This is a genomic window from Spiroplasma endosymbiont of Panorpa germanica (genome assembly GCF_964019765.1).
Lineage (GTDB): Bacteria > Bacillota_I > Bacilli_A > Mycoplasmatales > Mycoplasmataceae > Spiroplasma_B.
On the sequence record NZ_OZ026461.1, the window covers coordinates 248,956 to 275,650 of the forward strand.

The following is a 26,695-nucleotide window of genomic DNA, read 5'->3' on the forward strand; positions in this document are numbered from 1 at the left end:
CCATTTTTAAAATTTAAAAATCCTTAATACTTGAAAAAATTCTCAGACCAAACGAACAGAAATCAAGTTTTCTACAACTTATTAAGTATAGTTTATTTAACTCCTTATGTCAAATGATTAATCACCTTTTTTACAAAAAATATTGCACATAATCGACAAAAAGTTTGGAAAATATAGCTAAAAATAGTAAAATAATAATGATTTGGTTTACCAAAGATTAGATAAGAGGAAGCGAAATGAGCGATAATAAATATAAACCAGTTGATTATGCTGAGATAATTATTTCAGAAGTTGATTCAGCATACAAAAATTTTATAAAAAATAATTCTAAATTATTTGTTTTACCCGAGGAAATTGCAACTTTCATTAAAAACACTAAAAAAATCAGTGACCGTGAAAACCTAGAAAGATATACAGTTGTTTTAGAAAAGAATTTCATAAAAATTACTTGTAAGCCAGAAAAAGAAAATTTTGCTATTTTCTTAAACCACCATTTCTATTTGGTTAGAAACTCACTGATAAATATAAAATCAATTGATGCTAATTTAGAGGAGCAAAAATTAGAAACTTCAGTAATTAGCGAACCAATGGGAATGGATATTGTAGCACTTACAGCAGTTCATATGCTAGGAGCTAATGCATCTCAACTGCAAGAAACTTATAAAAAATTAGAATTGCAAAATGATGATCAATCAGTTTACAAAAGTCTAATTAAATTTCTTGAGGACACTTTGAATTTAGATGGAGAATCTGCTTTTAAAATGCTTTTAGATAACATTGCAAATTACCTACAAAAATATAATGAAGTATACAAGGTAATCTCAGATTTACCCGAAGATGAAATGAGTGCAAAGAGAATCGAAATGTTCATGTACTGCACTGATGCTTACTTCCTTTTAGGAATTATTTACAAAATTTTACTAAAAACACCATTAAATAGCGGTGTAATTGACCAAGATATTTACGATCGATTATCACCAGAACTTGATGCTTTTAAAAATATTTAAATAATCAATTAACTTCAAAGAAATTTGAAGTTTTATTTTACAAAATTTGCCAAAAATATTGCATTAACAGGGTATTAAATGTATTATATATTAGTGTAACTTCGATACACACGGTATTGTGGAAAGGAGGCTGAATATGCCAACAATTAACCAATTAGTTAGAAAACCTCGTAAAGCGAAAACTTGAAAAACAAAAGCGCCCGCTTTGAATCGTGGAGTAAATACTTTGTTAAAAAAAGTAACTAAAGTTTCTTCACCTCAAAAAAGAGGGGTTTGTACGCGTGTTGCAACAATGACACCTAAAAAACCCAACTCTGCGTTACGTAAATACGCAAGGGTTCGTTTAACAAACGGAATGGAAGTAACAGCTTATATTCCGGGAGAAGGACATAACCTACAAGAACATAGTGTTGTTTTAATCCGTGGGGGAAGAGTAAAAGACTTACCTGGGGTTCGTTACCATATCGTTCGTGGTACTTTAGATACAACTGGAGTAAACGGAAGAATGCAATCACGTTCACTATACGGAACTAAACGTCCAAAAGAGAAAAAATAAATATTAAAAAATAAATAGAAAGGGTTAAAATATGAGAAAACATCAAGCCGAAAAAAGAGATGTACTTCCAGATCCAGTTTATAATTCAAAATTAGTAACACGTGCTGTTAATAAAATTATGTTAGATGGAAAAAGAGGAACAGCTCAAGGGATTCTTTACGGAGCTTTTGACAAAATCAAAGCAAAAACTGAACAAAATCCAATCGATGTATTCAACAAAGCGATTGATAACATTCAACCACACTTAGAACTAAAAGTTCGCCGTATTGGGGGAGCTAACTATCAAGTACCTGTTGAAGTGAGCAATGAGCGTAGAGTAACATTAGCTTTACGTTGATTAGTTAACTACTCACGTTTAAGAAATGAAAAAGAAATGGTTGACCGTTTAGCTAACGAAATTATCGATGCTTCAAACGCAACTGGAGGATCTGTTAAAAAACGTGAAGATACTCACAAAATGGCAGAAGCAAATAAAGCGTTTGCTCACTACCGTTGATAGAATTTATCAATCATTTTTAAATATAAAGGAGAAAATAAAATGCCAAGACAATTTAGTCTAGAAAAAACACGTAACTTTGGTATTATGGCCCACATCGATGCGGGTAAAACCACTACCACAGAACGTATTTTATTCCATACTGGTAAAATTCATAAAATTGGTGAAACTCATGAAGGAGCTTCGCAAATGGACTGAATGGCACAAGAACAAGAACGTGGAATTACAATTACATCAGCTGCAACAACAGCTTTTTGAAGAGATTTACGTTTTAACATAATTGATACTCCTGGCCACGTGGACTTTACTGTTGAAGTAGAACGTTCATTACGTGTTTTAGATGGAGCTGTAGCTGTTTTAGATGGTCAAAGTGGGGTAGAACCTCAAACTGAAACTGTTTGAAGACAAGCAACAACTTATAAAGTACCAAGAATTGTTTTTGTTAACAAAATGGATAAAACTGGAGCAGATTTCATCTACTCTGTTAAATCAATCGGGGATAGATTGGGAGCTAAAGCTTCACCAATTCAACTACCAATCGGAGCAGAAGATGCTTTTGATGGAATTATTGATTTAGTAGAAATGAAAGCTTACCACTTTGATGGAAAAGCTGAAGAAATTGCAAAAGAAATAGAAATTCCTGCTGATTTAAAAGATCAAGCAGCACAATTGCGAAACGAGTTAATCGAATCAGCTGTTGAATATGATGAAGCTTTAATGGAAAAATTCCTTGATGGAAAAGAATTAAGTGTAGCTGAAATCAAACAAGCGATTCGTAAAGGGGTGCTTTCAGCTGAATTCTTCCCTGTATTAGCTGGTTCAGCATTTAAAAACAAAGGTGTTAAATTATTATTAGACGCTGTAACTGATTATTTACCATCACCATTAGATGTACCAGCAATTAAAGGTATTCTTCCAAATGGTCAAGAATCAGAACGTAAAGCTGATGATAAAGAACCTTTCTCAGCATTGGCTTTCAAAATTATGACTGACCCATTTGTTGGAAAATTAACTTTCTTTAGAGTTTACTCAGGAGTACTACATAAAGGAAGTTACGTATTAAACGCTACAAAAGATAAAAAAGAACGTGTTGGACGTTTATTAAAAATGCATGCCAATGACCGTGAAGAAATCGAAGAAGTTTACGCTGGGGATATCGCCGCAGCGGTTGGACTAAAAGATACTACTACTGGGGATACACTAACTGATGAAAAACATGAAATCATTTTAGAGTCAATGGTTTTCCCAGAACCAGTTATTAACCTAGCTTTAGAACCAAAAACTAAAGCTGACCAAGAAAAAATGGGAATCGCTTTGAATAAACTTTCAGAGGAGGATCCAACATTTAGAACATTTACTGATGAAGAAACTGGACAAACAATTATTGCTGGTATGGGTGAACTACACTTAGACATTATTGTTGACCGTATGCGTCGTGAATTTAAAGTAGAAACCAACGTTGGAGCTCCACAAGTTTCATACCGTGAAACTATTAAAACCCCAACTCGTGCGGAAGGTAAATATGTAAAACAATCAGGAGGACGTGGACAATATGGTCACGTTGTGATTGAATTTGAACCAAACCACGATAAAGGTTTTGAATGAGTTGATAAAATTGTTGGGGGTAAAATCTCAAAAGAATATATCAATGCTGCCAAAGCTGGACTTCAAAATGCCCTACAAAACGGGGTAATTGCTGGATATCCAATGATCGATGTTAAAGCAACAATCGTTGATGGTTCATACCATGATGTCGATTCAAATGAGATGGCATATAAAATCGCCGCTTCAATGGCTCTAAAAGAAGGTGCTAAACGTATGCAACCAGTTCTATTAGAACCAATTATGTCAGTTGAAGTAACAATTCCAGATGAATACTACGGAGATGTAATGGGTAATATTTCATCAAAACGTGGTCTAATCGAGGGAAGTGAACAAAGAGGTAATGCTCAAACTGTTAAATCAAAAGTTCCATTAAGTGAAATGTTTGGTTATGCAACAGAATTAAGATCATTTACTCAAGGACGTGGTAACTACACTATGCAATTTAGCCACTATAATGAAGCACCAAAATCAATTGCAGAAGAAATTATTAAAAAATCTGGAAAATAGAAGATATTTTTATAAAGTTAAAATACTTTATTTCCAGTGCAAAACTATTGTATTTAAATCTATTTATAATACAATTATAAATGACATTTGTCGTATTACTATAAATGAAGGGAAATTAAAAAAATGGCAAAAGAACAATTTGATCGTAGTTTGCCCCATGTTAACATCGGAACAATCGGACACGTTGACCACGGTAAAACTACATTAACAGCTGCAATTACTAAAGTATTAGCAGCAAAAGGTGGAGCAGAATTTAAAGATTATGCAAACATCGATAACGCACCAGAAGAAAGAGAACGTGGAATTACAATTAATACTTCACACGTTGAATATAAAACAGCTAAAAGACACTACGCTCACGTAGACTGTCCTGGCCACGCCGATTATGTTAAAAACATGATTACAGGAGCTGCTCAAATGGATGGAGGAATCCTTGTTGTTGCCGCAACTGATGGACCAATGCCTCAAACTAGAGAACATATCCTATTATCAAGACAAGTTGGAGTACCAAAAATCGTTGTTTTCTTAAACAAATGTGACATGGTTGATGACGAAGAACTAATCGATTTAGTTGAAATGGAAGTTAGGGACTTATTGACATCATATGAATTTGATGGAGATGGAGCACCAGTTATCCGTGGGAGTGCTTTAAAAGCACTTGAAGGTGACGCAAAATGAGAAGCTAAAATTGAAGAATTAATGAACGCAGTTGATGAATACATCCCAACTCCAGTTCGTGAAACTGATAAAACTTTATTAATGCCAGTTGAAGACGTATTTACAATTACTGGACGTGGAACTGTTGCAACAGGACGTGTTGAACGTGGAATTGTAAAAGTTAACGAAGAAGTTGAAATCGTTGGATTACATGAAGAAAGTAAAAAAACTGTTGTTACAGGATTAGAAATGTTTAGAAAATTATTAGACTTTGCTGAAGCAGGGGATAATGTTGGAGCATTACTACGTGGTGTTAACCGTGAAGATATTGAACGTGGACAAGTTATTGCTAAACCAGGATCAATCAAACCTCATACTCAACTTAAAGCACAAGTTTATGCTTTAACTCAAGAAGAAGGTGGACGTCACAAACCATTCTTTAACAAATACCGTCCTCAATTCTACTTCCGTACAACTGATGTAACTGGTGAAGTTACATTACCTGCGGGAACAGATATGGTTATGCCAGGGGATAACGTTGAATTAAACATTGAATTAATTAAACCAGTTGCCATCGAACAAGGAACTAAGTTCTCAATTCGTGAAGGTGGACGTACTATTGGTGCGGGAACTGTTGTTGAAATTACTAAATAACATTTTATAAATAGAAAAAACTGAGTTAACTCAGTTTTTTTACTTTTCATCTCAATGTAGAAAAATTATCAATAAAAGATTTTTTTGTATATTAAGTTTTTATATTATATAATATTAAAAATAGGAGAAAAATATGAAAAAATTATTAATAGTTTTATCAAGTGTGGCTATAACAGCGCCAACAGTTTCGGCTGTAGTTTCTTGTACAAACTCAAGTAACAAGACTCCAATTCCTGAAGGAAAGGTTGAAATAGGTAATCGTTGAACTGGACTTGATGATTTAGATTTAGAAACAGGATCTAAAAGATCTAAAACTAACAAAACAACAAGTGTTTTAACAGAAAATCAAGGCCAAAAAAGTCGTAGTAAACTTTCAAGTAGTGATAAGCTTTTAAGAAGTACATTAGCTGATAAAAACTTGATTGAAAAGAATCTAATTCAAAATAGTGAGGATATTAAATTTAAGCCGTATGCAGATATTGGAATTGTTGAAGATAATGTTGAATATGGTTTAAAATGACATAGTAAATCAGGAGCGAGTTATGATAAAGCTATGGAAGCTATGGGAATTAAAAACAAGGATGATGTAATTAATTACAATGATTTGGCCAAAATTAACAATGACTCTGACTTAATTAACAAAAGTAAGGGTGATGGGATTGTGCTTGGTTTCATGCAAAATGCCAGTGATAAAGGTGAGTTATCTCCGATGTGAGATGCTGCTCCAAAAGACTTTAACAATAATCAATCTGAAGAATGATTTACATCACGTTTTAACAAGTGAAAAAAAGATGGTTTAGATACTAAAAATATGACAATTTCATTTGGTCCGTTTGCAAATTCATTCTGACATACTGCCTATCAAAATAACATGTCAGAAGAAGAGTTGGCAGACCAATTGTTAGCAATTTCTAACGTATATGGAACTCGCTCGTTTGATTTCTATTTTGCAGCACCTTATTTAAGTATTAGTGGAAGTTATAAAGAATCTCAAAAATTATTAGCAGGAGCTTTAAAAGTTTTACTAGAAAGAGATAATGATATTAGCAATCCTTGAGACTTTAGACTTTCACTTGTTAGTTCAACTGAATCAGGAGTTGGGGTTTCACCAGGATTTTTAAAAACTGGTAAAGAAGAACATGTTGGGGATGAATTTTCACCACTTTATGTATTTACTAAATATTTAGGGATGAACTTCAAGCTTAACTTAGTAACAGGATATTTAACAACAGATCGAAAAGATCCTAAGGGAGATTGAGAAGCTGACATGATGAAATCAGCCATTCAGACCACTCAAGAATCGTGAAGAGCAACAAATAAAATTTTAAATGGCCAAGATATGTCAGAGAAAGACGTTTATCGTCGTATGGCTGTGACTCCTTGAGCTGGTCGTAGAGCAGAAAATGCTACCTATGATTTCACACCAAAAGATGCAGCAGAGTTAAGAAAATTTGCGATTGAAAAAGGTGTGGGAGAATTATCGATGTTTTATATCACTCGTGATCACCCATCTTTCTTTGAGAATAATGGGTTATCAGGAAATGCTCTAGCGGATAAAAACCCAATCGATCAAAACTTGCGCTCAGGTGCTGGTTTTGAAGAGTATGCTTATGCAAAAGCCTTAAATGGGAAAATGAGTTATGAAACAGCTCAAAGCTTAAAAGAAGTAACTGATAAAGAAAAAATTAAGCAATTAAAGGGTTATTTAGATCTAAAAACAATCGATGATAATAAAGCCTTTGATGATATCGAAAATGATGGTTGAGATGGAATCGGAGGGGGAGGACCTAGTACCTTACCTTGGGGAGATGGGGGTCCAACTTCTCCAATTGATCCAGGGAATCCACCAAGTAACAAAAGTCTTTATCGAGATCGTTATGAGGCTAACCCGGTTCGTACTCAAAATAATAATTGAATAACCAAAAAAACCAAAAAAACAACCTCATACTTCTCACCTTATTTAGATGCGGGTTTATGAGATGGTAATAATTTAGATGAAATCTACAACGGAGGAAACTCAGGTAAAGGTGTTAAAGGATTTAATCACTTAACTTTAGCTTTTGCTCAACAAGTGAACAAACACAATGACAGCTTAGAAATATCATTTGCTGGTTTAGAAAAAAACAACGAAGGATATTCTTACTGAGAACAAAATCAACTAAAAGGAAAAGTTTTAGATCCGATTGTTAAAAAAGGACATTTCAAAAATATTAAAGTTGCCTACGGTGGAGCTACTACTGGGGGAATGACTACTAAGAATCCTTGAAATGTAGCTTGAGAATTAAGTAACCATAATATGAATAAAGCTGTAGAAATACTAAAAGCCGGACTAATTGATTTCCAAAAAGAAATAGCAGATTTAGTAAATCAACCAATGACTAAAGCGATTGACTTTGATATTGAAGGACATGCTCAAGAAAATATCGATGAGTTAAGAGTACTAGCTAGAACCTTGGCTGAAATGAAACAAAGTGATAAAAAATGAGATTTCTCACTGACATTACCAGTGTTGCCTTCAGGTTTAACAAATGTTGGTTATAAAGTTTTAGATGTTTTTGTTGAAGAGTATCATAATGCAGGTTTAAGTTATTTAGATATTCCAATTACTAACTTGATGTTAATGGATTATGGAAATCCAATTTACCAACAAGCAATTAAAAATGGACAAACTAACTTTGACTTAGCAAAACAAGCTTTACTTGCAACTAAAAACAATATTGCAACTTCAATATTTAACAATTATGGAGAAACAATTACTATTGATAAAGTTTACCAACTTCTAGCAGCAACTCCGATGATCGGGGTAAATGATACTGTTGATGGGGTATTTACATTAGAAGATGCCAAGGAATTATATAACTGAGCTAACAATGTTGGTTTAGCATATGTTTCAATGTGATCTATGAATGATGACCGTGGTAGAAATAACAATATTAATGCGGTTAACAAAAGCTTAGTAACCCATGGTTTAGCATATCTTGAACAATATGATTTCGCTAGAGCATTTGCAGGAGACTGAACAGATAAAATTATTAAACCAAGAGATAAATGAGAAAATAATTAATAACTCAAATATTTCAAATAAATAATTTATTAGTAAAATTGATATTAATGAAAATAACTCTGCGCGAATTTCGTGTGGAGTTTTTGTTTTTTAGGTTCGAGTATATTTATAAAACTAAAGCTTCTTCTTGTCAATAGGAAAAGGATTAAAATTTGATAATTATTAATTTTTAAATTTTAAATACGTCATAAAAAGTGATTAAAAAAATAGACAGTAGTTTGCAACTGTCTATTTTTATTTATATCTATTGAATTGAAAATCATTAACTAAATAGCTGTGTTGAACCAAGAACAGCTCCGATGACTGTTCAAATTGGCATAGTTAATATTGCTGCGATTGTTGAAATCGATGTAACATTACATGCCAGTTCGGGTTCCTTATCAAAGTTAATGGCGTATACAACAATAACATTTGCCGGAGGAGTGGCTGCCATTATCAAAATCACAGAAAGCTGGATCTCATTAATAGTTCATCCCCCAGTAGCATTACCAATTAGTGCAGTAATTATTGTCAAGATTAGAGCAATAATTGGGACCACAATAATTCTTATAAATGTTGCGTATCAAACACTTTTATCCTTTAAGGCTTTTTTAATATTTCCTTTGGCCATTTTCATTCCAATTGCAATTCAAGCAAGTGGTGTACAAACAGCTGCCAGTGCAGTTAGAACATTCGCAGTTGGAGGAAATAATAAATCAATTCTGAAAGGAGAGAAGTGATCTACTCCGTTATATGTTACAAAATCAATTCCCGGAATTAGTTGAGTGGCTCAGATCGTAAAACCAATCATAGTAGCAATTAAAACTGGATTGGAAAAGATTTTCTTTAAATTAGCTTTACGCTTTTTCTTAGATTCCTTTAATCCATCAATTTTTATTTGCTTTTTAATATCTTTTTGCTCTTGTAAAAAAGTCTTCATTTCTTTTTTACTCAAGTTTTGCTTCTTAATTTTTAAATCGCCTTTACTTAATAACCTCACCTGACTATAAACGGTATTATCAGTACTCATAATTAAGAACCCCACAGAACATAAAAACACTCAATATGAAATATTGAAGTTATTGGCAGTTAGTTCCCCTGGAGCTCCAAATAATTCTTTAATTAAAGGCAATCCAAAGTAGGCTGTTGAACCTAGAGCAACACACATAGCTAAAGTATCTTGAATATCTTTTTTGTATTTTAAGAAAAAATACCTTGATATCATTGTCATTACTAAATAGAAAATAAATCCTAAAATAATAATTGAAAGTTCTGATTTGAACTGTTCCATGTCAACGTTTGCTAAGAAACTTTTTAAAACCAGTGATGGCAACCCTAAAAGCATTACAAATTTTATAAAGACTTGATCTCAATCTTTATTTAAGATTCCCTTGACTGTTAAGATGAAACCTAATGAACCATTTGCTATTTGCTATAGATTTCTATATAATTAATTTATATTAGATAATGACAGGAGTTTGAAGCATGAGAAAACTGCTAATGATTTTAGGGGCATTGAGTCTAACAATATCAATACCTTTAAATGTTGTATCTTGCAAAAAAACTATTTCTGATGATAATTTCGATTATGAAGCACTAATTAATGACTTGCAGTCAAGATCTCAAGAGATGTTTGAACTCAACATGAATGAAGACTTAGAAAAGTTTTATTACATCGACGAAGAATCAATGCAAATGCATTGAGATAGTTTTAGAATCCAAAGATTTGCTGACATTTTGGGGGAAGAGAAAACTGTCGAATTAAGTAATAATTCAGAAGAATTTAAAGAATTTAATGAATTGATTCAAGCAAATGCTAATTTAGAAAAGTTAAAGAAATCTGCTAATGAAGCCTTTTTAAGTGATATTAACTTTAAACCGATTTTAAAAGGAGGGAAAAGTCCCTTCGCTAGTTCGAGTATAAAATTAGATAAAGTAACAATCGAATCTCCATTTACAGGTTCTGAAGATGCCAGAACTAATGTTATTAAAATGAATTATATTTTATCAAGTCAAATTGAGTACTTAAATTCAAAAGGAGAATCTTCAATTTCTACAGTTTCATTCAAATCAGCCATGTATGTGTTTGAAGATGCAAATGATTCCAACGTGTTTACTGAATTTAGTCAAAAATTACATGAATTTGTTGTTTCAGATAAATACTCGAATAGCTTTTTAACGGTTAATAACTCATTTAATCATAGAAATCTTTTTTCAGAATATAGTCAAAAAAATAATTTTAGTGAAATTTATGATAATATTTTTAAAGATCCAGAATTTCAAATCAAGGGAGGGAAAAGTCGTCTAAAACTTGATACAAGTAATGCTAAATTTGATAATAACACCCCTAGATTTATTTACCATGATAATTGAATGTCTGGGGCAACCAAGTATGATTTTAACGATAATTCTTCATGGACTGTTAAATCAAAAGAAGCTTTAATTGAAGGTGGAGAAAAAATAAATGATTTAGCCAAAGAAGTTTCTGGTAATGATTCTACTATTTATATACCTACAAAAGTTCATGATTCGGTTTTAAAAAATTTAGAAAATAATCCACAATCTTCGCGTTATGTAAACTCTGAAAACGTCTTTATTAATTATAGAAGTGGCAATATTTCATACGATTTTAAAAGCCTTATTTCACGTAATGGTATCAAGGTTGATGAAAATTTAAATGGGGAAAATAAAGCCGAAGCAAACCGATTGCTTGGAATACTTGGAACCTATGTTACAAACGTTAAATTAGAATATAAATCAAGTGAAAATGACTCTGTTATGACAATGGAACTGCCCAAACAATTTTTTATTACTCGCCAATTGACATCATTTGAAAACACAACTTTGTATTATGAACAGTTAATTAGAGCGCAGCTGTTGTTTCAAAGAGAAATGTTTGGATTTACAAGAGGTCAGTGATCTAAATCTAATAATCATGCCTTTGTTTTTAAAAAACCAGACGTAATTAGTGAAAATTTTCAACCAGGAGTTTTGTATGACGTTAAGGAATTAATGAATGGTTGTTATGATGAGGCTGTAAAGAAAATTAATAGTGCTAATCTTCTAGGCAATGGTGAAAAAATTGAATATTATATTGGTGGATTTATGTTTAACTACGAACCAGAACAATTTAAAATTAATGAAGAGGGTTACATGTTTTTTTATAAATTTTTTGATAAAACTTTGGTTACAAAAGACCACTGGTTCATACTAAATCCAATAACAAGTAGAAGTGCTAATTATATTTATGGTTTACCTAATCGTTGTTTCAATTTCACTTCTTGAAGCAGAAATGATATAGTGCTAACTGATTTTAATGATGACAAAACCGCTTTTAAACTTCAACAATAAAGTTGCTGGATTATCAATAGTTAAAATTAACCATCAAAACTTAAGTTGTTGATGGTTTTTTATTTATACTGGTTTAATTAATCCATCTCAATGGTTGAAAATAGTGTAAAATAATAAAAAGAGGCAATATGAGTAAAAAAAGCAACAAAAATAGTTTAACCAAGGAAGTTGTTAATGAGAAATTTATTAACAGGTATTTTCCAGAAAATCGCGATAGAAAAAAATTCATTGACCCAAAATTTTTAATTTTTGGTAAGAGAATGAAAAAACCGATTTGAGAAATAATTTTTCTAACAATTAGCACATTCAGTGTTTTGACGATTGGGATTTTATACTTCATAAAATCTGAGAGCATTTCTAGAGTAATTAAAAATGACTATGTCTTTTTATTCATTTCTTTATCAATGACGGTTCTAATTTTGCTAAGAATTGGAAGCATTACAATTGCTAATTATCGTATTAACGAATCTTTTATTTCTGAATACTGAACAAAGAGATATTGTAAATTAGAAGATATTGCCTATAATGAATTCAAAGGTAATAAAGTTTATGATTTAATCTTTTTGGACCTAATGGATAAAATAGACCATAAAAAATTTCCTAATCTAAAGAGAATGCTGTACAGTTGTTTTTACATTTACTTCATATTCATAATACAAATCCTGGTTTTAGCAAATATGACATTTGATGAAGAAGGGACAAAATCAGTGATCGAGATTGTCATTCCAACAATTGACTCATTACTAGTAATTTACATTTCCAAAGAATATGTCAAAACATTAGCCTTGTTTTATCGCGATCAAGAGTACAAATTGATAGAATATATTAACTTTTTTGACTTAAATAACTCAATAATTGAGGAATTAACACAAATTATTGAAAATGAAAAAGATTCAAATAAAAATTTATTGCTTAATTTTGCAAACAGTTTAGGCAAACTGCGTAGATTTGAACTATATGTTGATTTATCAAATATTCTTAAAATAATGATTGATAACAACCTAACACAAGAAATGGATCTAAAGGCCTTGAAATATTATCTATTTGTTACTAATTTAGCTTTAGGAAAGATACTAATCAATGAAAATGACCGATCAGAAAACACTTATATTATGAAACTTTTCATAGATGAGGCAATAAAATAAAAAAAATTGTTTTTTTCTCAATTTATGACTATAATTAATTGTATGTAAAAAGGAGAAAAACATGAATCATAAAACTTTTAAAATTTGTTATAAACTGATTTTTGGTATTAATGGTATTTGTATTTTGCTTTGAGGTTACATTTCAGGAATGTTAAATACTGAAATGATTCAAAATAGCTATCGTGGCGATTACCAATACTTCACCGAAGAATTCATAACAACTTACACGTTTTTATCAAATATCTTAGTCTTGACTTGACTAATTTATTCAGGAATCTTTCATAGTAGAGAAAATAAAAACAAATATCAATCTCAGGGATTTGCAACAGCAATTTCTTGTTATATATCAGTAACGTTTATCGTTTACAACTTTGTATTAATTCCAGTAGAGGGTTGACCAAGTTCAGCCGCTGATCAAGCAATTACAATTATCGACCATATGGTAAATCCAATTGTAATGGTAGTATACTTAGTATTCTTAATGGAAAATAAAACTAAAATTAATTTAAAAGAATTCTTTATCAAAAAATTTATTTGAGTTTGAGCAGGAACTCTTGCTTACTGTGTATTTGCAATGTTAAGAGGAGAATTAAGAGTTAATTCTGATCCAAACTTTGAGGGTCGTTATTACCCATACTTCTTCTTGGATGTTCATTCGGGATTGGGAGTACTTTGATTCTTAATGGCATTTGTGTCAATTACAGGAATGCTGATCGGATTCTCATTCTTATACAACTACGCAAGTAATCAAATGATTGAAAAAGATTATTACAAAGCTTGAAGTGGTTTGGAAGTTGAGAAAACTAACAAAGCCGATAAAGTTGAAAAAGTAGCTGCTAAAAAAACGCCTAAAAAAACAGCTGTAAAAGAATAAAATTAAAATTTTATCACTATTTTAATAATTGTTAAGAAATTAGCAATTTATTAAAATAGTTTTTTTATGAATAATTTCAAATAATATTTAAACTTGGGTTTATTAAGGCCTCATTTTAGGTATAATTAACCTAACCAAATATTAGGAGGTTTTTATGAAAAAAATAACAGATAATTTATATTTAGGTGATCGTCACTCAGCGCCAGTGGAAAGTGATATTATTATTTCTTGTGCTCAAGAAATGTACCAAGATATAATAAAAGATGATAAAAATTATTCAAACCAAGGTGCAGGTAAACACTATTTTAATTTCGAGGACTATCCTGATGTAAAAGGTTTAGACCCACATCTAGTTTTTTTGGCAGTTAATTTAATTGAAAACAATGTTTCAGATAAACAAATTTATGTTCATTGCATTTGAGGTATTAATCGCAGCGCTTCAATAGTTTTCATTTATTTGGTTAGAAATAACTTACTGCCACAATCAGATTTCAAAACCGCACAAAAAGCATTTCAGAAGATTTACCCACCATTTAGTCCAAATCCAGGTTGACAAATATTTTTGATAAATAATTTTCCTTTTGATAAACTATGCTAAAGATTAGTTTAAAATGAGCGCAATTTCAATTAGATGAAGTTAATTACTTGATCGCTTTGAACAATAATAAGATTGTTTACCTAAATATGGGGGCTAATGCTTTTGATGATTTCAGTAGTTTCTTGAAAGTAAATAATTTTGAAGCTAATGAAGATCAAAGCTTGGAAGCTTTTGGTATCAATAAAATTAATGATTATTTTAATCATTTCAACTTGATAAGTTTAGATGATCTTGAACTTTATGGTACACCATTTCAAATAAAGGTTTGAAAAACTCTTTTTTCAGTCTCGAGGAACAAATTGCTGACTTATCAGGAATTAGCTTTTTTAGTAAATCAGCCATTGGCTAATCGAGCAGTTGGAACGGCCTTAAAAAATAACCCGATTTTGATTTTTATTCCATGTCATTTGGTTATAAGTAAATCAGGAATGATTAATTACAAAGCTGGACCAGAGTTGAAAGTCTTCGTACAATCAAAGGAAAAACTTACTTTTTAGGTTTTTTTGGTATATTATAATATAAGTAGGTGAGTTATGAGAAAAGACATTATTATTTTTAGTGATCTTGATTCAACAGCGCTACAGGATAATCATTTGTTTTCTGAAGAGACAAAAGATGTCGTTGTTGAATTATACAAAAAAGGAATTTACTTTTGCCCAGTGACTGCTAGAAGTGCTAAGGATATTTTAAAACAAGGTGAAATACTAAGCTTAGACCAACACGGAGGCATAATCGCTGGAGCCAATGGTGCTAAAATTTATGACTATAAAACTAAGAAATGAATTTTTGAAAGTTTTATTGATCGAAACGTAATTGAAACTGTTTTCAAGGAAACTTACGGAAAAATCGGAAAAATTAAGGTTCATTATTTTGCTGATGATTCTGTTTACGTTTATGGTGAAGGGGAAAATTCTAAATATTGAAGTGAATTGATGAAAATGGATTATAATATAATTAAATCAGTTGAAGAAATTGACAAGCCCATCACCCATCTAACTATTATTCTAGAAAAAGATTCAACTGACCAGAAAGCTGAGGAATTTTATAATAGTTACGTTAAAATGATTCCGGGTGTAGACATTAAAAAATATACAGCAAGAATTTTTGAAGTAATTAACAAGGGTGTTAACAAGGGCTTAGCAGTTAAAAAAATTTGTGAGTATCTAGGATTTGAAAAACAGAATTCAAAATCTTATGCCTTTGGGGATAGTTTTAATGATTTTGAAATGTTTAATAAAGTTGATGTTGGTGTGGCGATGCAAAATGCGATCCCCCAACTAATAGATATTGCAGATGATATTACATTAAATAACAACGAAAATGGGGTTTCCCATTATATAAAAACAAAAATACTTGATAAATAAAGGTTAAAGGAGAAATATTATGTCAAAAATACAGATAAAGTCTTTAGAAGAGTTTAATAATTTAATTGCAGATAAGAAAGTTTTGGTTGATTTCTATGCAGATTGATGTGGTCCATGTAAAATGATCGCCCCAATTTTAGAAGAAATTTCAAATGAACAAGAAGAAACTATAATAGCCAAAGTGGATGTTGATGATTTAGTTGATATTGCTAAGAATTATGAAGTGATGTCAATTCCAACTTTAATTTTATTTGATAAAGGTAAATTAAAAGAAAGGGTCACTGGTTTTGTTCCAAAAAATAAAATTCTGGACTTAATAAAATAGGTAATAAATATGATAAAAATGATTGTCGTTGATATTGATGGAACCCTTGCTTATAAAAAAAGTAAAGTTTCAAAGGAAAATATAGAAGCTATTAAGAAAGCTAAGGAACAAGGGATTAGTGTTGTAATTGCCACAGGGAGAAATATTAACAAAATTCAAAAAGTAGCGGAACAAATCAACTCACACGTTGACAAAAGTCCTGTTGTTTCTTTGAATGGGGGAATGATTCACCAATGAGATGAAAATGGAAATGCTGAAATCTTATTCAAAAAACCCTTTAAGCCAGATGAAAGTGAAGAAATTTTTAAAATAGCTAGCGAAAACAACGTTATTCTTTTTGCTTATACTGAAGATGACCACTTAGCTTATGTTAATAAGAAAAAAAGTATGTTCTTATTTGTTCTAAAAAGAATAAGTAAGAGAAAAACCAAACTATTTGATAAAGTTAAAGAACCATTACAGATAATGAAGTTTATCTGCTTTGGTAAAAATGACCACATAAATAAATTTAGAGAAGAAATGACTAAAAGAAAATTTGAATCTTATGCTTGAAGTTATGTTTCAAAAGGTACTACTAATTTAGAGGTTAATCCTAATTCCGTGGATAAATCAACTGCTCTAAAATTAATAGCTAAGCAAATGAATATTAAGCCTTCAGAAATTGTTTATTTTGGAGATGGAGAAAATGATTTAAAATCTATACAGTGAGCCGGTCTTGGGGTTGCGATGGAAAATGCACCTGAGGCGATTAAGTCTGAGGCGAACGAAGTTGCTCTACACCATAAAAAACATGGAGTGGCAGTTAAAATCAATGAAATCCTAGAAAATGTTAAATAGATAAAATTTTAAACTCTTCAGTTTGTTATTGGAGAGTTTTTTTCATTTGTAGTTGATCTTAATTTATTCACGATTACTCATTGGAGGTAATAACAGAGATGATTAATTTCAATAGACAAAATTTTAGTTTTAAGCTTTTGTCAAATATCCGTATAACAAATGACCTAAAATTCATTAAGAAATCTTTTAAAAATATGAATAGTATTTCGGTGATGAGTTGCTTTAATAGCAAAAAAATAAATAATTTGGGTGTAAATTTCAATAGACCTAAGGACTAAAATAATAATTTTTTTAAGCATTTAAGATAAAAAAACCGCCAGAAAGCTGGCCGTAATTTTATTTAAAAATGCTCTTTTTTATTTGCAAGCAATTTAGAATTAAGTATTCAAAATTCAAAATATTTTCTATTAATAAAAAAACTTACTTATTTTTATTAATAAGTTGATTAAATCAAGGTATAATAGAAAAAAGGAGATATTTATGAAAGAGTATAATGCAAAATGTTTTAAGTGTGTTGCTGAGCAACAAAAGGATAAAAAACCAGCTGGAGCAGCTGGAGTATTATTTTCTAAAATGCAACAAAATCTAGTTGGAAATGTTGAAGACGAAGTTTTTGTTTGTCAAAGACATAGATAGATTTAAAAATGAATATTGAAAAAGTAATAGAAAATTTAAGAATCGATTACAATCAAATTAATGATGATCAAAGGTATTCGCTTTTTAATTCGTACACAAGGTATAGAATTTTAAGGCAAGCTAAATTGAGTAATAATGAAGCTACCAACAAGTATGCTCAAGAATTTCAAAATAGATTGATTGAAAAAATTGAAAGTAATTTGAAGTCGGTTTCTTTTAAAGAAATTAAAGATAGCAAAAAATCAGTTGATTTGGGAGCTGGTGTCTACCTTATTTATTTAAAAGATAAGAAAAATAATGTTGTCTTAACTTATGTTGGAGAATCTAAACAAATTTGAACTCGTTGAAAAAGCCATCTTCGTGAAATTGATCCAAAAACTTCGCAAAAACGCAAACGACTTTACAATAAATTAAAAAAACTTTACAAGGAACAAAATTTAGATTATCGTAAAGTCCGCTTTGTTAAAATAGCTGACGAACCCGATCAAAATAACAGACTTATTTCAGAGGCTTACTTTATATATAACTTTAAGTCACCAGTAATCAATGCGAACAACAAAAATTTAAATAGTCGAGCTGTTTGTATTAATGGTCACGGCCGTATGTCTAGTTGCTTGAGTTATCAAATATTAGAATTTGAAGTAATCCCGGTGGTGCAATTTAGATGCAAAAATAAGGAATGTCGAGTTAAATTTGAGATATTCTAGCAAAATACATTATAATGAATTAGAGGAGAAATAAAATGATATTTTTAAATGACAAAAAACAGTTTGAGCTAACTCTAAAAGCTATTAAAAAAAGTGAAGTAAAAAACACTTTAGTAAATTTAGATGACGAATCAGTTACTTTAATTTCAGAAGAAAAAACTATTTATATGGTTTTTGATGAAATCAAAGGATGTACATATAAAAAGATAAGCAAAGCTTTAGCAAGCTTCTTAAAAGCTAATAAAAAAGATTTGAATATTGATGTGGACTCTTTTTTCAAAATTAACGAAAGTAAAATTGATGGAATTTTTGATGCAGTAGTTGAAACTGCAATGTTTGAAAATCACAAAATAATTTCTTACAAAGAAAAAACTGTGGATAAACCAAATATTAACTTAATTTGCAAAGCGGACAAATCAGCAAGATTTAATGAAACAGCTATTAAAATGGAATTTGTTAATTTCACCAGAGATTTACAAGATACTCCACCAAATATAGCAACAAGTGTAACTATAGCAGATAAAATTGCCACCAAAGCAAAAGAAATTAAAGGTCTAAAAGTTACTGTTTTAAACAAAAAACAAATTGAAGATTTGAAAATGGGTCTTTTACTTTCTGTTAATGCAGGAAGTTATGTGGAACCAAGAGTTGTTGTTTTAGAATATATTGGAGATCCTAAAAAAGAGAAAATTGGTCTTGTAGGAAAAGGTATTACTTTTGACTCAGGAGGTTATTCTTTAAAACCATCTAACTTTATGGAAGGTATGAAATTTGATATGTCGGGTGCCACAATCATGTTATCATCAGTAATGGCTTTAGCAAAAGCTCAAGCTAAAACTAATGTAATGGCAATTGGACTATTCACTGATAATAGAATTGGTGGTCACGCAACTTTAGTTGAATCTGTAATCACAAGTATGAACGGTAAAACTGTTGAAATCACAAACACAGATGCTGAAGGTAGATTAGTTTTAGCAGATGGAATTACTTATGCAGTTCGTGAAGCTAAAGTTGATAAAATTATCGATGCCGCTACTTTAACAGGAGCCATCGTAATAGCTTTAGGAAAATGACAAACAGGAGTTTTCTCAACTAATGACCAATGGTATGATGAAGTTGCCAAAGCAGCTCAAGCAGGTCATGAACCAATTTGAAGACAACCACTTTTAGAAGAGCACTTAAAAGCAATGCAATGTTCTCCAGTCGCTGACTTAGCAAACTCAGAACCAGGAAGAAATGCTGGAAGTTCAACTGCCGCTGCTTTCCTTGATTCATTTGCAGAAGGTAAACCATTTGTTCACTTAGATATCGCCGGAACAGCAGATGACGGTAAACGTGGCACAGGAGTAATGGTTAAAACAATTTTTGAACTATTAAATAAATAATAAAAAAACTACGAAAAATATTTCGTAGTTTTTTTATTAATCCTTTTCTAAAGCTGGGATTATTTTATCAAAATCTTCTTTTATTGAAGAAAACAGTTGAATAATTAAAGGACCTCCGCCTCCTTTAAAAGAGCTTTGATCTGCTAGATTTTTTTCATATCAATTTTTAATATTAAAATCAGCTTTTTGGTTACAAACCAAAACAACATTGCTACTTGCTTGAACTTGATTGGCAAATACAATAACATTATTTGGATTTTCGTTTGCTAGTATTGAAGCCTTTGAAATTAATAATTTATTAGTATAATTTTCATCAGCAGTTTGATAGTAGTGAAATTTGTCTTTAATTATTTTTGGTTTAAATTCTTGACTTAAAAAGTTTTTGATACTTTCTTGTTCAAGATTTTTTAGATACTTGTTAATTAAGGCGGTGATTTGTAAACCGATTTCATTTAACTCTCTAACAGCTAGATAATTTCATTGACTAGTTAATTTTTGACAAGCATCAATTTGATCTTTAAAATTGTGATTCATTCCTAAATCAACAGCTTTTTTTATTTGATTTAAAATCTCAGCAAAGCGATTAGTAAGTTTATTTTCAAAATAATTATCAGCCACTAATTTATTTGTGGTCATATCGATAATCACAGCCTTGTTATTTTTTGAGTAATTCATAAACCATACTTGTTTTAATTCTTTGGTGTTATTAGCGTGTGTACCACTACAAGGTTCGATTACAATTTTGGGAAATTCAACCATTCTAACCATTTCCCCAGGATTAATCTTGGTGAATTCAAATAAGTAATTTTTTTCATGTGCTTCTTCTTGAGTTACAAAAAAGATTTTTGATTTCACATTTTCGGGAATAATTTTTTGATTAATTTCATTAACAACTTCTAAAACTAATTGTGGAGTTATTTTATCATCATTGCAAAATTGTAATTGGTAGCGGTCGTTATTTAACTTGCTTCCTAATTCCTCAACATAATAACCAACATGATTTAAGATGGTCTGTCACGTAATGTGAAGTGCTGAATGATTCAAAGATGAGTTATAACGAAATTCCTTGTTAACTTCTAAATCAACGATATCCTCTACCTCAATACTTTGATTATTTAAATTTACTTCATGGATAAAATATCCTAAAACGATATCTTTGCGCACATCCATTATATTAAAGCGGTTTTTCTTGAAAACCATTTCTCCTTGATCGCTATCTTGTCCACCTGAAATCGCATAAAAAGGGGTTTGGTCAAAAATTACATAACCATGACCAGATAATTTTTTTACTTTTGAACCTTTTTCATCAAAGAGTCCGATTACTTTGGATTGAGAATTTAATTGCTCATAGCCCAAAAATTTTGTTTTCTCCAAGTTTGTTAAATCTATTTTATTTAATAATTCATTCATTTTTAATATTTCCTCCCATTTCTTTTATTTTAACATAACTAAAGTAATCAAAGAAATCATGAAAATAAACTCATGTATTTGATATAGGATTTTTTGGGTGTGACAAATAGCAACTACTTTTCAAATAAATGTAAATTTTAAGAGATACAGATTATTGAAACTTAATTTTTTATTAATTTATTGAGATATTTGATTTAAAATAATATAAGTAAGAGGTTAAAATATGATTTTAGAACAGATTTATAAATATAGTAAAGAAATAGATACTGCAAAAGCGCTGATTTCTAAAGCGATAATTGATGAAATTACAAATGAAAAGTCCTTTTCTTTATCAGTGGTTCAATTAGCTGACAAGAGCGGGTGTAGTCAATCAACTGTTTCCAAGTACATAAAAAACGATTTAGAAATTGAAAGTTATCGGGATTTGGTATCAATTCTAAATAAAGAAATTACTCGTTATTTTGAAGATAAATATAACAGTAATAATTTTGAGGAAAACTCTTCAGCGATAGTAGATGATTTAACACGAACATTGAAAAAATTGGATTCAACAAAGGTTAAAGAAGCGGCCCAAATGATATTTAGTGCAGAGAAAATTTGTGTTGCTGCCAATGGAGGGAATGTCGCTCTAAAATCTGAAATCGAACACAAATTATCACAAACTGGTAAATTTATTATGATAGGGACAGATTGACATCAACAATCCATAAATATTAATTTTATGAAAAAGACGGACGTGCTAATACTGATTTCTTATTCAGGTGATAAATTTGAGATGAATAAAATCATGGATAAAGCCTTAGAAAAAGGAATAACAATTATTACCTTAACTGGTCCTTTTGAATCAAAAATAAAAAGTAAATCAACTCATAATTTTCAAGTTGAATCAAAAGATCCTAAATATCGCTCATTTTCTTTCACAGCAAGAGTTTGTGCATTCGCTATATGAGAGATGATTTTTAAGGAATTTTTATCAATGGACGTAATTACAAGCGATGTTATTGACGCTTGAAAATGAGAACAAAGTAATTAGCAAATTTTTAAAAGGCAAAACCTTCCAAATGGAAGGTTTTTTTATTGAACCATATGTTATCGCTTTTTAAAAAATTTTTTTCAATTTATCTCATTAAATAGATATTCTGTTTGATTTGAACCATAAAGTTTTTTCAAAAATCTTAAATTTAAATTCCAACTTACAAAGAAAAGAATTAGAAAAAACGTAAATAAATACATATAAAATAGTATATTTTCATTTCTATTAGTGTTGTTAACAAAATTCTGATTATTTTTTGATAAGAATTTTACTGGAAAATAGGGGAAATTCCCAAGAATCATTGCATTTGTTTCAACATTAATAATGGGCATAATTTTCAATTGATTTGATGTGCTTCATCCAATATTTTTAAATATCACATTGGTAAATTGAAATACATTAAAATACTTATTTAGTTCTATTCTACTGTTTTTACTGCGTACTTCTTCAGCAAAATTATTTTCTATACTGGATTTTCCGATTACTTGTAATAAAACTGCCGGTGTTAAAACTTCTTCTAAAATTTCTGATTGATTCAATTTAACATTAAATAAATCTTTGGAATCATTTTTACCCTCGGTAATTAAAAATTCGTTCCATAATTTTTTACTTCCATAATCATATTTATCTTTATTGTTGAAAAAAGAGTCCACTAATTTGTAGTTGCTAACATCAACCACACTATCTTTAAGTGGTTGATTGAAATAATCGATTAAAGAATTATAGAATAAATACTTATAGAATAACACGAGTTGTTCCTTATCTTGTTTTGTAGGATTATAGTCTTCAAAAATAATACCATTTTTAGTTATTCGGATACTTTTGAAAAGATCTACGGTCAGGTTATCTTCATTTAGATAATAATTTTCTCCAAAAACTTCTCTTAATTGATTGAAATAATTTATAGAAAAGCTATCGTCGCTCATTTTTTTAATAATAGGTAAAACCAGCGGGTTATCATAGTTATTTACAAAAAAATCATCAGCGATAATATTTAAATTTGAAAGCTTAGTTTGATTAAAGCTGTTAATAACTTCCTCTTTTTCGTGATAGCAATAAAAATGAGGGTGATAATCATTGAATAATATTTGTGATTTTTTGGATTTACAGAAATTATTTAGAAAAAGTGATTCTTTTTCTAATTCAACGAAATCTTCATTTGGATTCCAGTTACTTCTATAAAAATAATCTTTGTAAATTTGACTTTTCTGGAATTTTAAAGCTAAGCCTATTTTTTTGTCATTTGTTTGCAAACTAATATTGGTGCTTGAGCTTAAATTAAAATTTAATTCTGTATTAATTGTATTATTATTTTTTATGTTAAATCCAAAGGAGCAAATAATTGATAAAATAAAAGTTAAAATCAAAATTGAATTTCTAGAGATGGAAAATCTAATTGTAAAAATAATGCTCATCAAAAGAATGATAAAAATTATAAAAATTATCATAACTAGGTAGATAACTAAAAAATTAATGAATAAAACTAAGTAGTAATTTCAAATCATTATTTCAAAGAAAAAGTTAGTTAATTGAATTACAAAAATTATTGCAATATAAAACAAAATTTCCTTTGTAATTCAATAAAGAAAAAAATGACTTCTCTCCCTATTGCAGTATAGATCACTTCTGATATTATAGCTGAATGTCTTTCTACTATAAAAATTTTTACAGCTTAAGAAAATAATGGGGGAAATTATAAATATGTTTGCAACAGATAAAAATATCTTATTTTTAAAACTCATGAGCTCCAATAAAAATAAGTCCTTTGACATTATTGAATTTCGCTTAAATTTGCTCATTACTATAAGCATTCCAACAAAATTTAATACTATCGTAGTTAAAGCAAAAAAAGTAATTAAAAAAATTTTAAATTTGCTTCAATTTCTAAAATTCATCTCTTTTTTTCCTTGCTATTTAGTTTTTATAGTCTTATAATAACATTTTTTTTAGATAGGAATATAAATTTATGAGAATAAAAAAAACTATTTTATCAGTAATGTCCTCTTTATCACTTGTGGCATCCTCTTTGCTAACGGTTTCTTGCTCGGGGAATAATAGTGCAAACGGTTTTGACGAAAAAGAGCAAAAATACAAATATTATGAACTGGACGGTATGAAATTTGCATCTAAAGAAGACGCAATAAGTTATGTTCTAGATAATAGTTCGGAAAGAGAAAATTTTAAAGTTCAAAAAAATCAGGTTTATTTTGGAGAGGAAAAATTTGGCTCGGTTGAACAAGTTTATGAAAAAATTGAAAAAGACTACAACATTAGAACACAAGTTTTAAACAAAAATCCACACGACTACATCGTTGATGCTAATGGGGAAGTTGACCCTCTAATTGCTAGTTCTGGTGAAAGAGCTACTGAAGTCTATAGAAATGCGGATGGATCTATTAGTTCGGATTTTGATTCCCAAATAGCATATGAAAACGCTTTAAATAGTCACTATAAATTAATTAAGAAGAATTATTTGGCGGATGGTCAAAAATTTACCAACAAGGATTCGATATTAAACTATTATAATTCTAAATATAAAAATTCAAATGACTTTCAGACTACTTCTTGTTATCAATTTTCGCAAAGTTGTTTACAAGAAGATGAGTTAAAAAATGAAATTAATAATTCGATAGTTTCCAATTATGAGCATAACGGATCTACTATTTCAGGATTCGAGTTGAATAATCCAGACAAAATAAATACTACAATGGAAGAGAGAGAATCAATAACAAGAGTTAGCAGTAGACCAGGGGTCTATTATGTTGAACAAAAAGAAGGAACCGAGGGTAGTGTTACTGGTCAGACTATGATTGAATATAATGGTGATTTTACTAATTTCATAAATAATGAGAAAAATTGAAACGTAATTAATAAGTCATCAACTGGTATATTTGATTTAGGCCTTGAAAAAGTTTTCGAATTAAACGTAATGGGTCCAATAAACGCTTATAATGATTTAATAAAATTAACTTTATTGTCAAGAGGTGATGATATTTCTGATTCAGATACAGAAAATCTTTTTCAAGGATCAGATAAAGATTTTAACTTAGAAGAGACGATTATCAAATATAGCCATCCAGGTGATGAGGCAGCTGGTTTTAAAGATTATGTAAAAATCAAAGAAATGATTTTAAAGTACCAAATCAATGGTTATTTTAACGAACAAGTGTCACAGCTAAACACTTTGCAAACATTAGATTTTGACTCAAAGGAGAAAATAGGGCTGATAAAATTAAAAGACCTATTAAGGGAGACTAATATTTCTAAGTCTGACAGTGATATGCTTGATTTAATATATTGAAATATGTTATACAACTTTAATGCATTAGATGAATGACATGAACTTATTCAACTAGTACCTTTAAACAAAGCTTCTGATTTTATGGAATCCCTATTGAATCCTTCTAGAAAAAATATAGAAAACATTTCAAGTTTAAATGATGATAAAAGATTTGAGAAAGGACTAAATAAATTTTTAACAGCTGCTAGTTTAGTGTTTGTTGAAGCTTCAGAAAATCCGGACAAAGTTGTCGAATTTATAGTTGGTACAGCGCAATTAGTTGGTTATGCAGCCCCATTTCTTGAGGCTGCCGCTCAAGTGTTGCCAATTATCACTGCGATTACAATAGCGATTAATGTTATAAATCTTATACCAATAGAAACAACCTTAACCTATGAACTTGTTGTACCAACAAACAAAGACAGAATCACCTATGAAGTGAGCAAGTGATTTTGACAAAAACATGACTTTAAACCTTCCAAGATATTTAACACTTTTGAAATAAAAAAAACACAGAGTGTAGACAAATTCCTGATTTATAATAGATATTATAATTCCTATGAATCTGCAGAGAGGTATTTAAAAGAGTTGATACTTGAGGACTTAAAAAAATCAAAACCAGATTTTTATACAACACCTTATTTGGAGTCTAAGAATTTTAGTTCAAAAGACAAACTAGTTGATGGTGTTTTTGAAGAATACAAAAAAAACGAATTAAAATTATATTCGGATAAATTTGGTAATACTTTTAAAAGTCAAGATGAGGCCTTCAATAGCTATATTAATAAATTAAACAATAGCAAATTTTTGGAAGAATATTATTACATCGCACCAAATTCAGATCAAGCATTTTATGCAAATTCATATGAGGAAGTTCAAAGACACATTAAAGATAATATTCAAATCGAGAGTAAAATAGTTGATTGAACGGACCTATTTCAAGAAAATGATTTTGATAAAATAACTGATTTAAATGAAGCTAAATACTTGGTCTATTTTGTAGAGGTTAAAGGCATAAAGCACTATTTCGCCAACTTAGATGACTTGTACGCCTTTATTATGATAGAGAATAACTACCAAAATAGGTTTTATTATGACTTACAAACGACTTTTATTTACGATGAAAAATTATTTGAAAGTCAAGAAGAGTTATTGAATTACTTATTAGAAAAAATCGAGGTTGTATATACTGATCAGCCCAACGAAAGTGAAAGGAGAATTTAGA

At 30.0% G+C, this 26,695-nt stretch carries 22 protein-coding genes; 19 read left to right on the plus strand and 3 right to left on the minus strand.

The features are described 5' to 3' along the window. The first annotated feature begins 236 nt into the window (after positions 1–236). From AACK87_RS01165 to AACK87_RS01190, 6 genes are all read left to right on the plus strand, one after another. Positions 237–1,007, plus strand: coding sequence for a hypothetical protein (locus tag AACK87_RS01165; RefSeq protein ID WP_338972734.1), 771 nt, complete (start codon positions 237–239; stop codon positions 1,005–1,007). A 136-nt stretch (positions 1,008–1,143) separates the two neighbouring features. Then, positions 1,144–1,563: a 30S ribosomal protein S12 gene (gene rpsL, locus AACK87_RS01170; protein ID WP_025250723.1), complete on the plus strand. Its 420-nt coding sequence runs from the start codon at positions 1,144–1,146 to the stop codon at positions 1,561–1,563. Between the two features lie 31 nt (positions 1,564–1,594). Further along, on the plus strand, positions 1,595–2,062 hold the full coding sequence (gene rpsG / locus AACK87_RS01175; RefSeq protein WP_115557859.1) for a 30S ribosomal protein S7: 468 nt from the start codon (positions 1,595–1,597) through the stop codon (positions 2,060–2,062). A 39-nt stretch (positions 2,063–2,101) separates the two neighbouring features. Continuing rightward, positions 2,102–4,171 carry an elongation factor G gene (gene fusA, locus AACK87_RS01180; RefSeq protein ID WP_338972743.1) on the plus strand — a complete coding sequence of 690 codons (2,070 nt, stop codon included), beginning with the start codon at positions 2,102–2,104 and terminating at the stop codon, positions 4,169–4,171. A 123-nt stretch (positions 4,172–4,294) separates the two neighbouring features. Further along, entirely contained in the window at positions 4,295–5,482 is a 1,188-nt protein-coding gene (tuf, locus tag AACK87_RS01185; RefSeq protein ID WP_115557861.1) for an elongation factor Tu, read from the plus strand. A gap of 133 nt (positions 5,483–5,615) precedes the next feature. Then, the gene (locus AACK87_RS01190) at positions 5,616–8,546 is read left to right on the plus strand and encodes a lipoprotein (protein WP_338972746.1); all 2,931 of its coding nucleotides are present in this window, start codon (positions 5,616–5,618) and stop codon (positions 8,544–8,546) included. A 262-nt stretch (positions 8,547–8,808) separates the two neighbouring features. Here AACK87_RS01190 and AACK87_RS01195 read toward each other — a convergent pair whose 3' ends face one another. Further along, complete coding sequence (locus AACK87_RS01195; RefSeq protein WP_338973128.1) at positions 8,809–9,954, minus strand: AEC family transporter; 1,146 nt, start codon at positions 9,952–9,954, stop codon at positions 8,809–8,811. 56 nt (positions 9,955–10,010) lie between these two features. Here AACK87_RS01195 and AACK87_RS01200 point away from each other — a divergent pair, with 56 nt between their 5' ends. The 11 genes from AACK87_RS01200 to AACK87_RS01250 all read left to right on the plus strand — a co-directional run bounded on the left by AACK87_RS01200 (position 10,011) and on the right by AACK87_RS01250 (position 19,747). Continuing rightward, entirely contained in the window at positions 10,011–11,876 is a 1,866-nt protein-coding gene (locus AACK87_RS01200) for a hypothetical protein (protein WP_338972748.1), read from the plus strand. Between the two features lie 128 nt (positions 11,877–12,004). Beyond that, complete coding sequence (locus AACK87_RS01205; RefSeq protein WP_338972750.1) at positions 12,005–13,021, plus strand: hypothetical protein; 1,017 nt, start codon at positions 12,005–12,007, stop codon at positions 13,019–13,021. A 61-nt stretch (positions 13,022–13,082) separates the two neighbouring features. Further along, positions 13,083–13,895: a Pr6Pr family membrane protein gene (locus AACK87_RS01210; RefSeq protein WP_338972751.1), complete on the plus strand. Its 813-nt coding sequence runs from the start codon at positions 13,083–13,085 to the stop codon at positions 13,893–13,895. A 154-nt stretch (positions 13,896–14,049) separates the two neighbouring features. Continuing rightward, positions 14,050–14,493: a dual specificity protein phosphatase gene (locus AACK87_RS01215; protein ID WP_338972753.1), complete on the plus strand. Its 444-nt coding sequence runs from the start codon at positions 14,050–14,052 to the stop codon at positions 14,491–14,493. After that, positions 14,487–14,990 carry a methylated-DNA--[protein]-cysteine S-methyltransferase gene (locus tag AACK87_RS01220; protein ID WP_338972755.1) on the plus strand — a complete coding sequence of 168 codons (504 nt, stop codon included), beginning with the start codon at positions 14,487–14,489 and terminating at the stop codon, positions 14,988–14,990. Before AACK87_RS01215 ends, AACK87_RS01220 begins: the two co-directional genes overlap by 7 nt. 36 nt (positions 14,991–15,026) lie before the next feature. After that, positions 15,027–15,857: a Cof-type HAD-IIB family hydrolase gene (locus AACK87_RS01225; protein WP_338972757.1), complete on the plus strand. Its 831-nt coding sequence runs from the start codon at positions 15,027–15,029 to the stop codon at positions 15,855–15,857. Positions 15,858–15,876: 19 nt separating this feature from the next. Then, positions 15,877–16,182, plus strand: coding sequence for a thioredoxin (trxA, locus tag AACK87_RS01230; RefSeq protein ID WP_338972759.1), 306 nt, complete (start codon positions 15,877–15,879; stop codon positions 16,180–16,182). A 9-nt stretch (positions 16,183–16,191) separates the two neighbouring features. After that, a complete protein-coding gene (locus tag AACK87_RS01235; protein WP_338972761.1) occupies positions 16,192–17,019 on the plus strand; it encodes a Cof-type HAD-IIB family hydrolase in 828 nt (275 codons plus the stop codon). 480 nt (positions 17,020–17,499) lie between these two features. Beyond that, on the plus strand, positions 17,500–17,655 hold the full coding sequence (locus AACK87_RS01240) for a hypothetical protein (protein WP_338972763.1): 156 nt from the start codon (positions 17,500–17,502) through the stop codon (positions 17,653–17,655). An 8-nt stretch (positions 17,656–17,663) separates the two neighbouring features. Further along, on the plus strand, positions 17,664–18,362 hold the full coding sequence (locus AACK87_RS01245; protein ID WP_338972764.1) for a GIY-YIG nuclease family protein: 699 nt from the start codon (positions 17,664–17,666) through the stop codon (positions 18,360–18,362). Positions 18,363–18,397: 35 nt separating this feature from the next. After that, complete coding sequence (locus AACK87_RS01250) at positions 18,398–19,747, plus strand: M17 family metallopeptidase (protein ID WP_338972766.1); 1,350 nt, start codon at positions 18,398–18,400, stop codon at positions 19,745–19,747. Positions 19,748–19,783: 36 nt separating this feature from the next. Here the strand turns inward: AACK87_RS01250 and AACK87_RS01255 are convergent, their stop codons facing one another. Next, a complete protein-coding gene (locus tag AACK87_RS01255) occupies positions 19,784–21,157 on the minus strand; it encodes an alanine--tRNA ligase-related protein (protein WP_338972768.1) in 1,374 nt (457 codons plus the stop codon). 223 nt (positions 21,158–21,380) lie between these two features. On the opposite strand from AACK87_RS01255, the gene AACK87_RS01260 reads away from it, so the two are divergent. Then, positions 21,381–22,190: a MurR/RpiR family transcriptional regulator gene (locus AACK87_RS01260; protein ID WP_338972770.1), complete on the plus strand. Its 810-nt coding sequence runs from the start codon at positions 21,381–21,383 to the stop codon at positions 22,188–22,190. A 56-nt stretch (positions 22,191–22,246) separates the two neighbouring features. On the opposite strand, the gene AACK87_RS01265 is transcribed toward AACK87_RS01260, so the two are convergent. Continuing rightward, positions 22,247–23,605 carry a hypothetical protein gene (locus tag AACK87_RS01265; RefSeq protein WP_338972771.1) on the minus strand — a complete coding sequence of 453 codons (1,359 nt, stop codon included), beginning with the start codon at positions 23,603–23,605 and terminating at the stop codon, positions 22,247–22,249. A gap of 551 nt (positions 23,606–24,156) precedes the next feature. On the opposite strand from AACK87_RS01265, the gene AACK87_RS01270 reads away from it, so the two are divergent. Then, complete coding sequence (locus AACK87_RS01270) at positions 24,157–26,694, plus strand: hypothetical protein (RefSeq protein WP_338972772.1); 2,538 nt, start codon at positions 24,157–24,159, stop codon at positions 26,692–26,694. Position 26,695 lies beyond the last annotated feature (1 nt).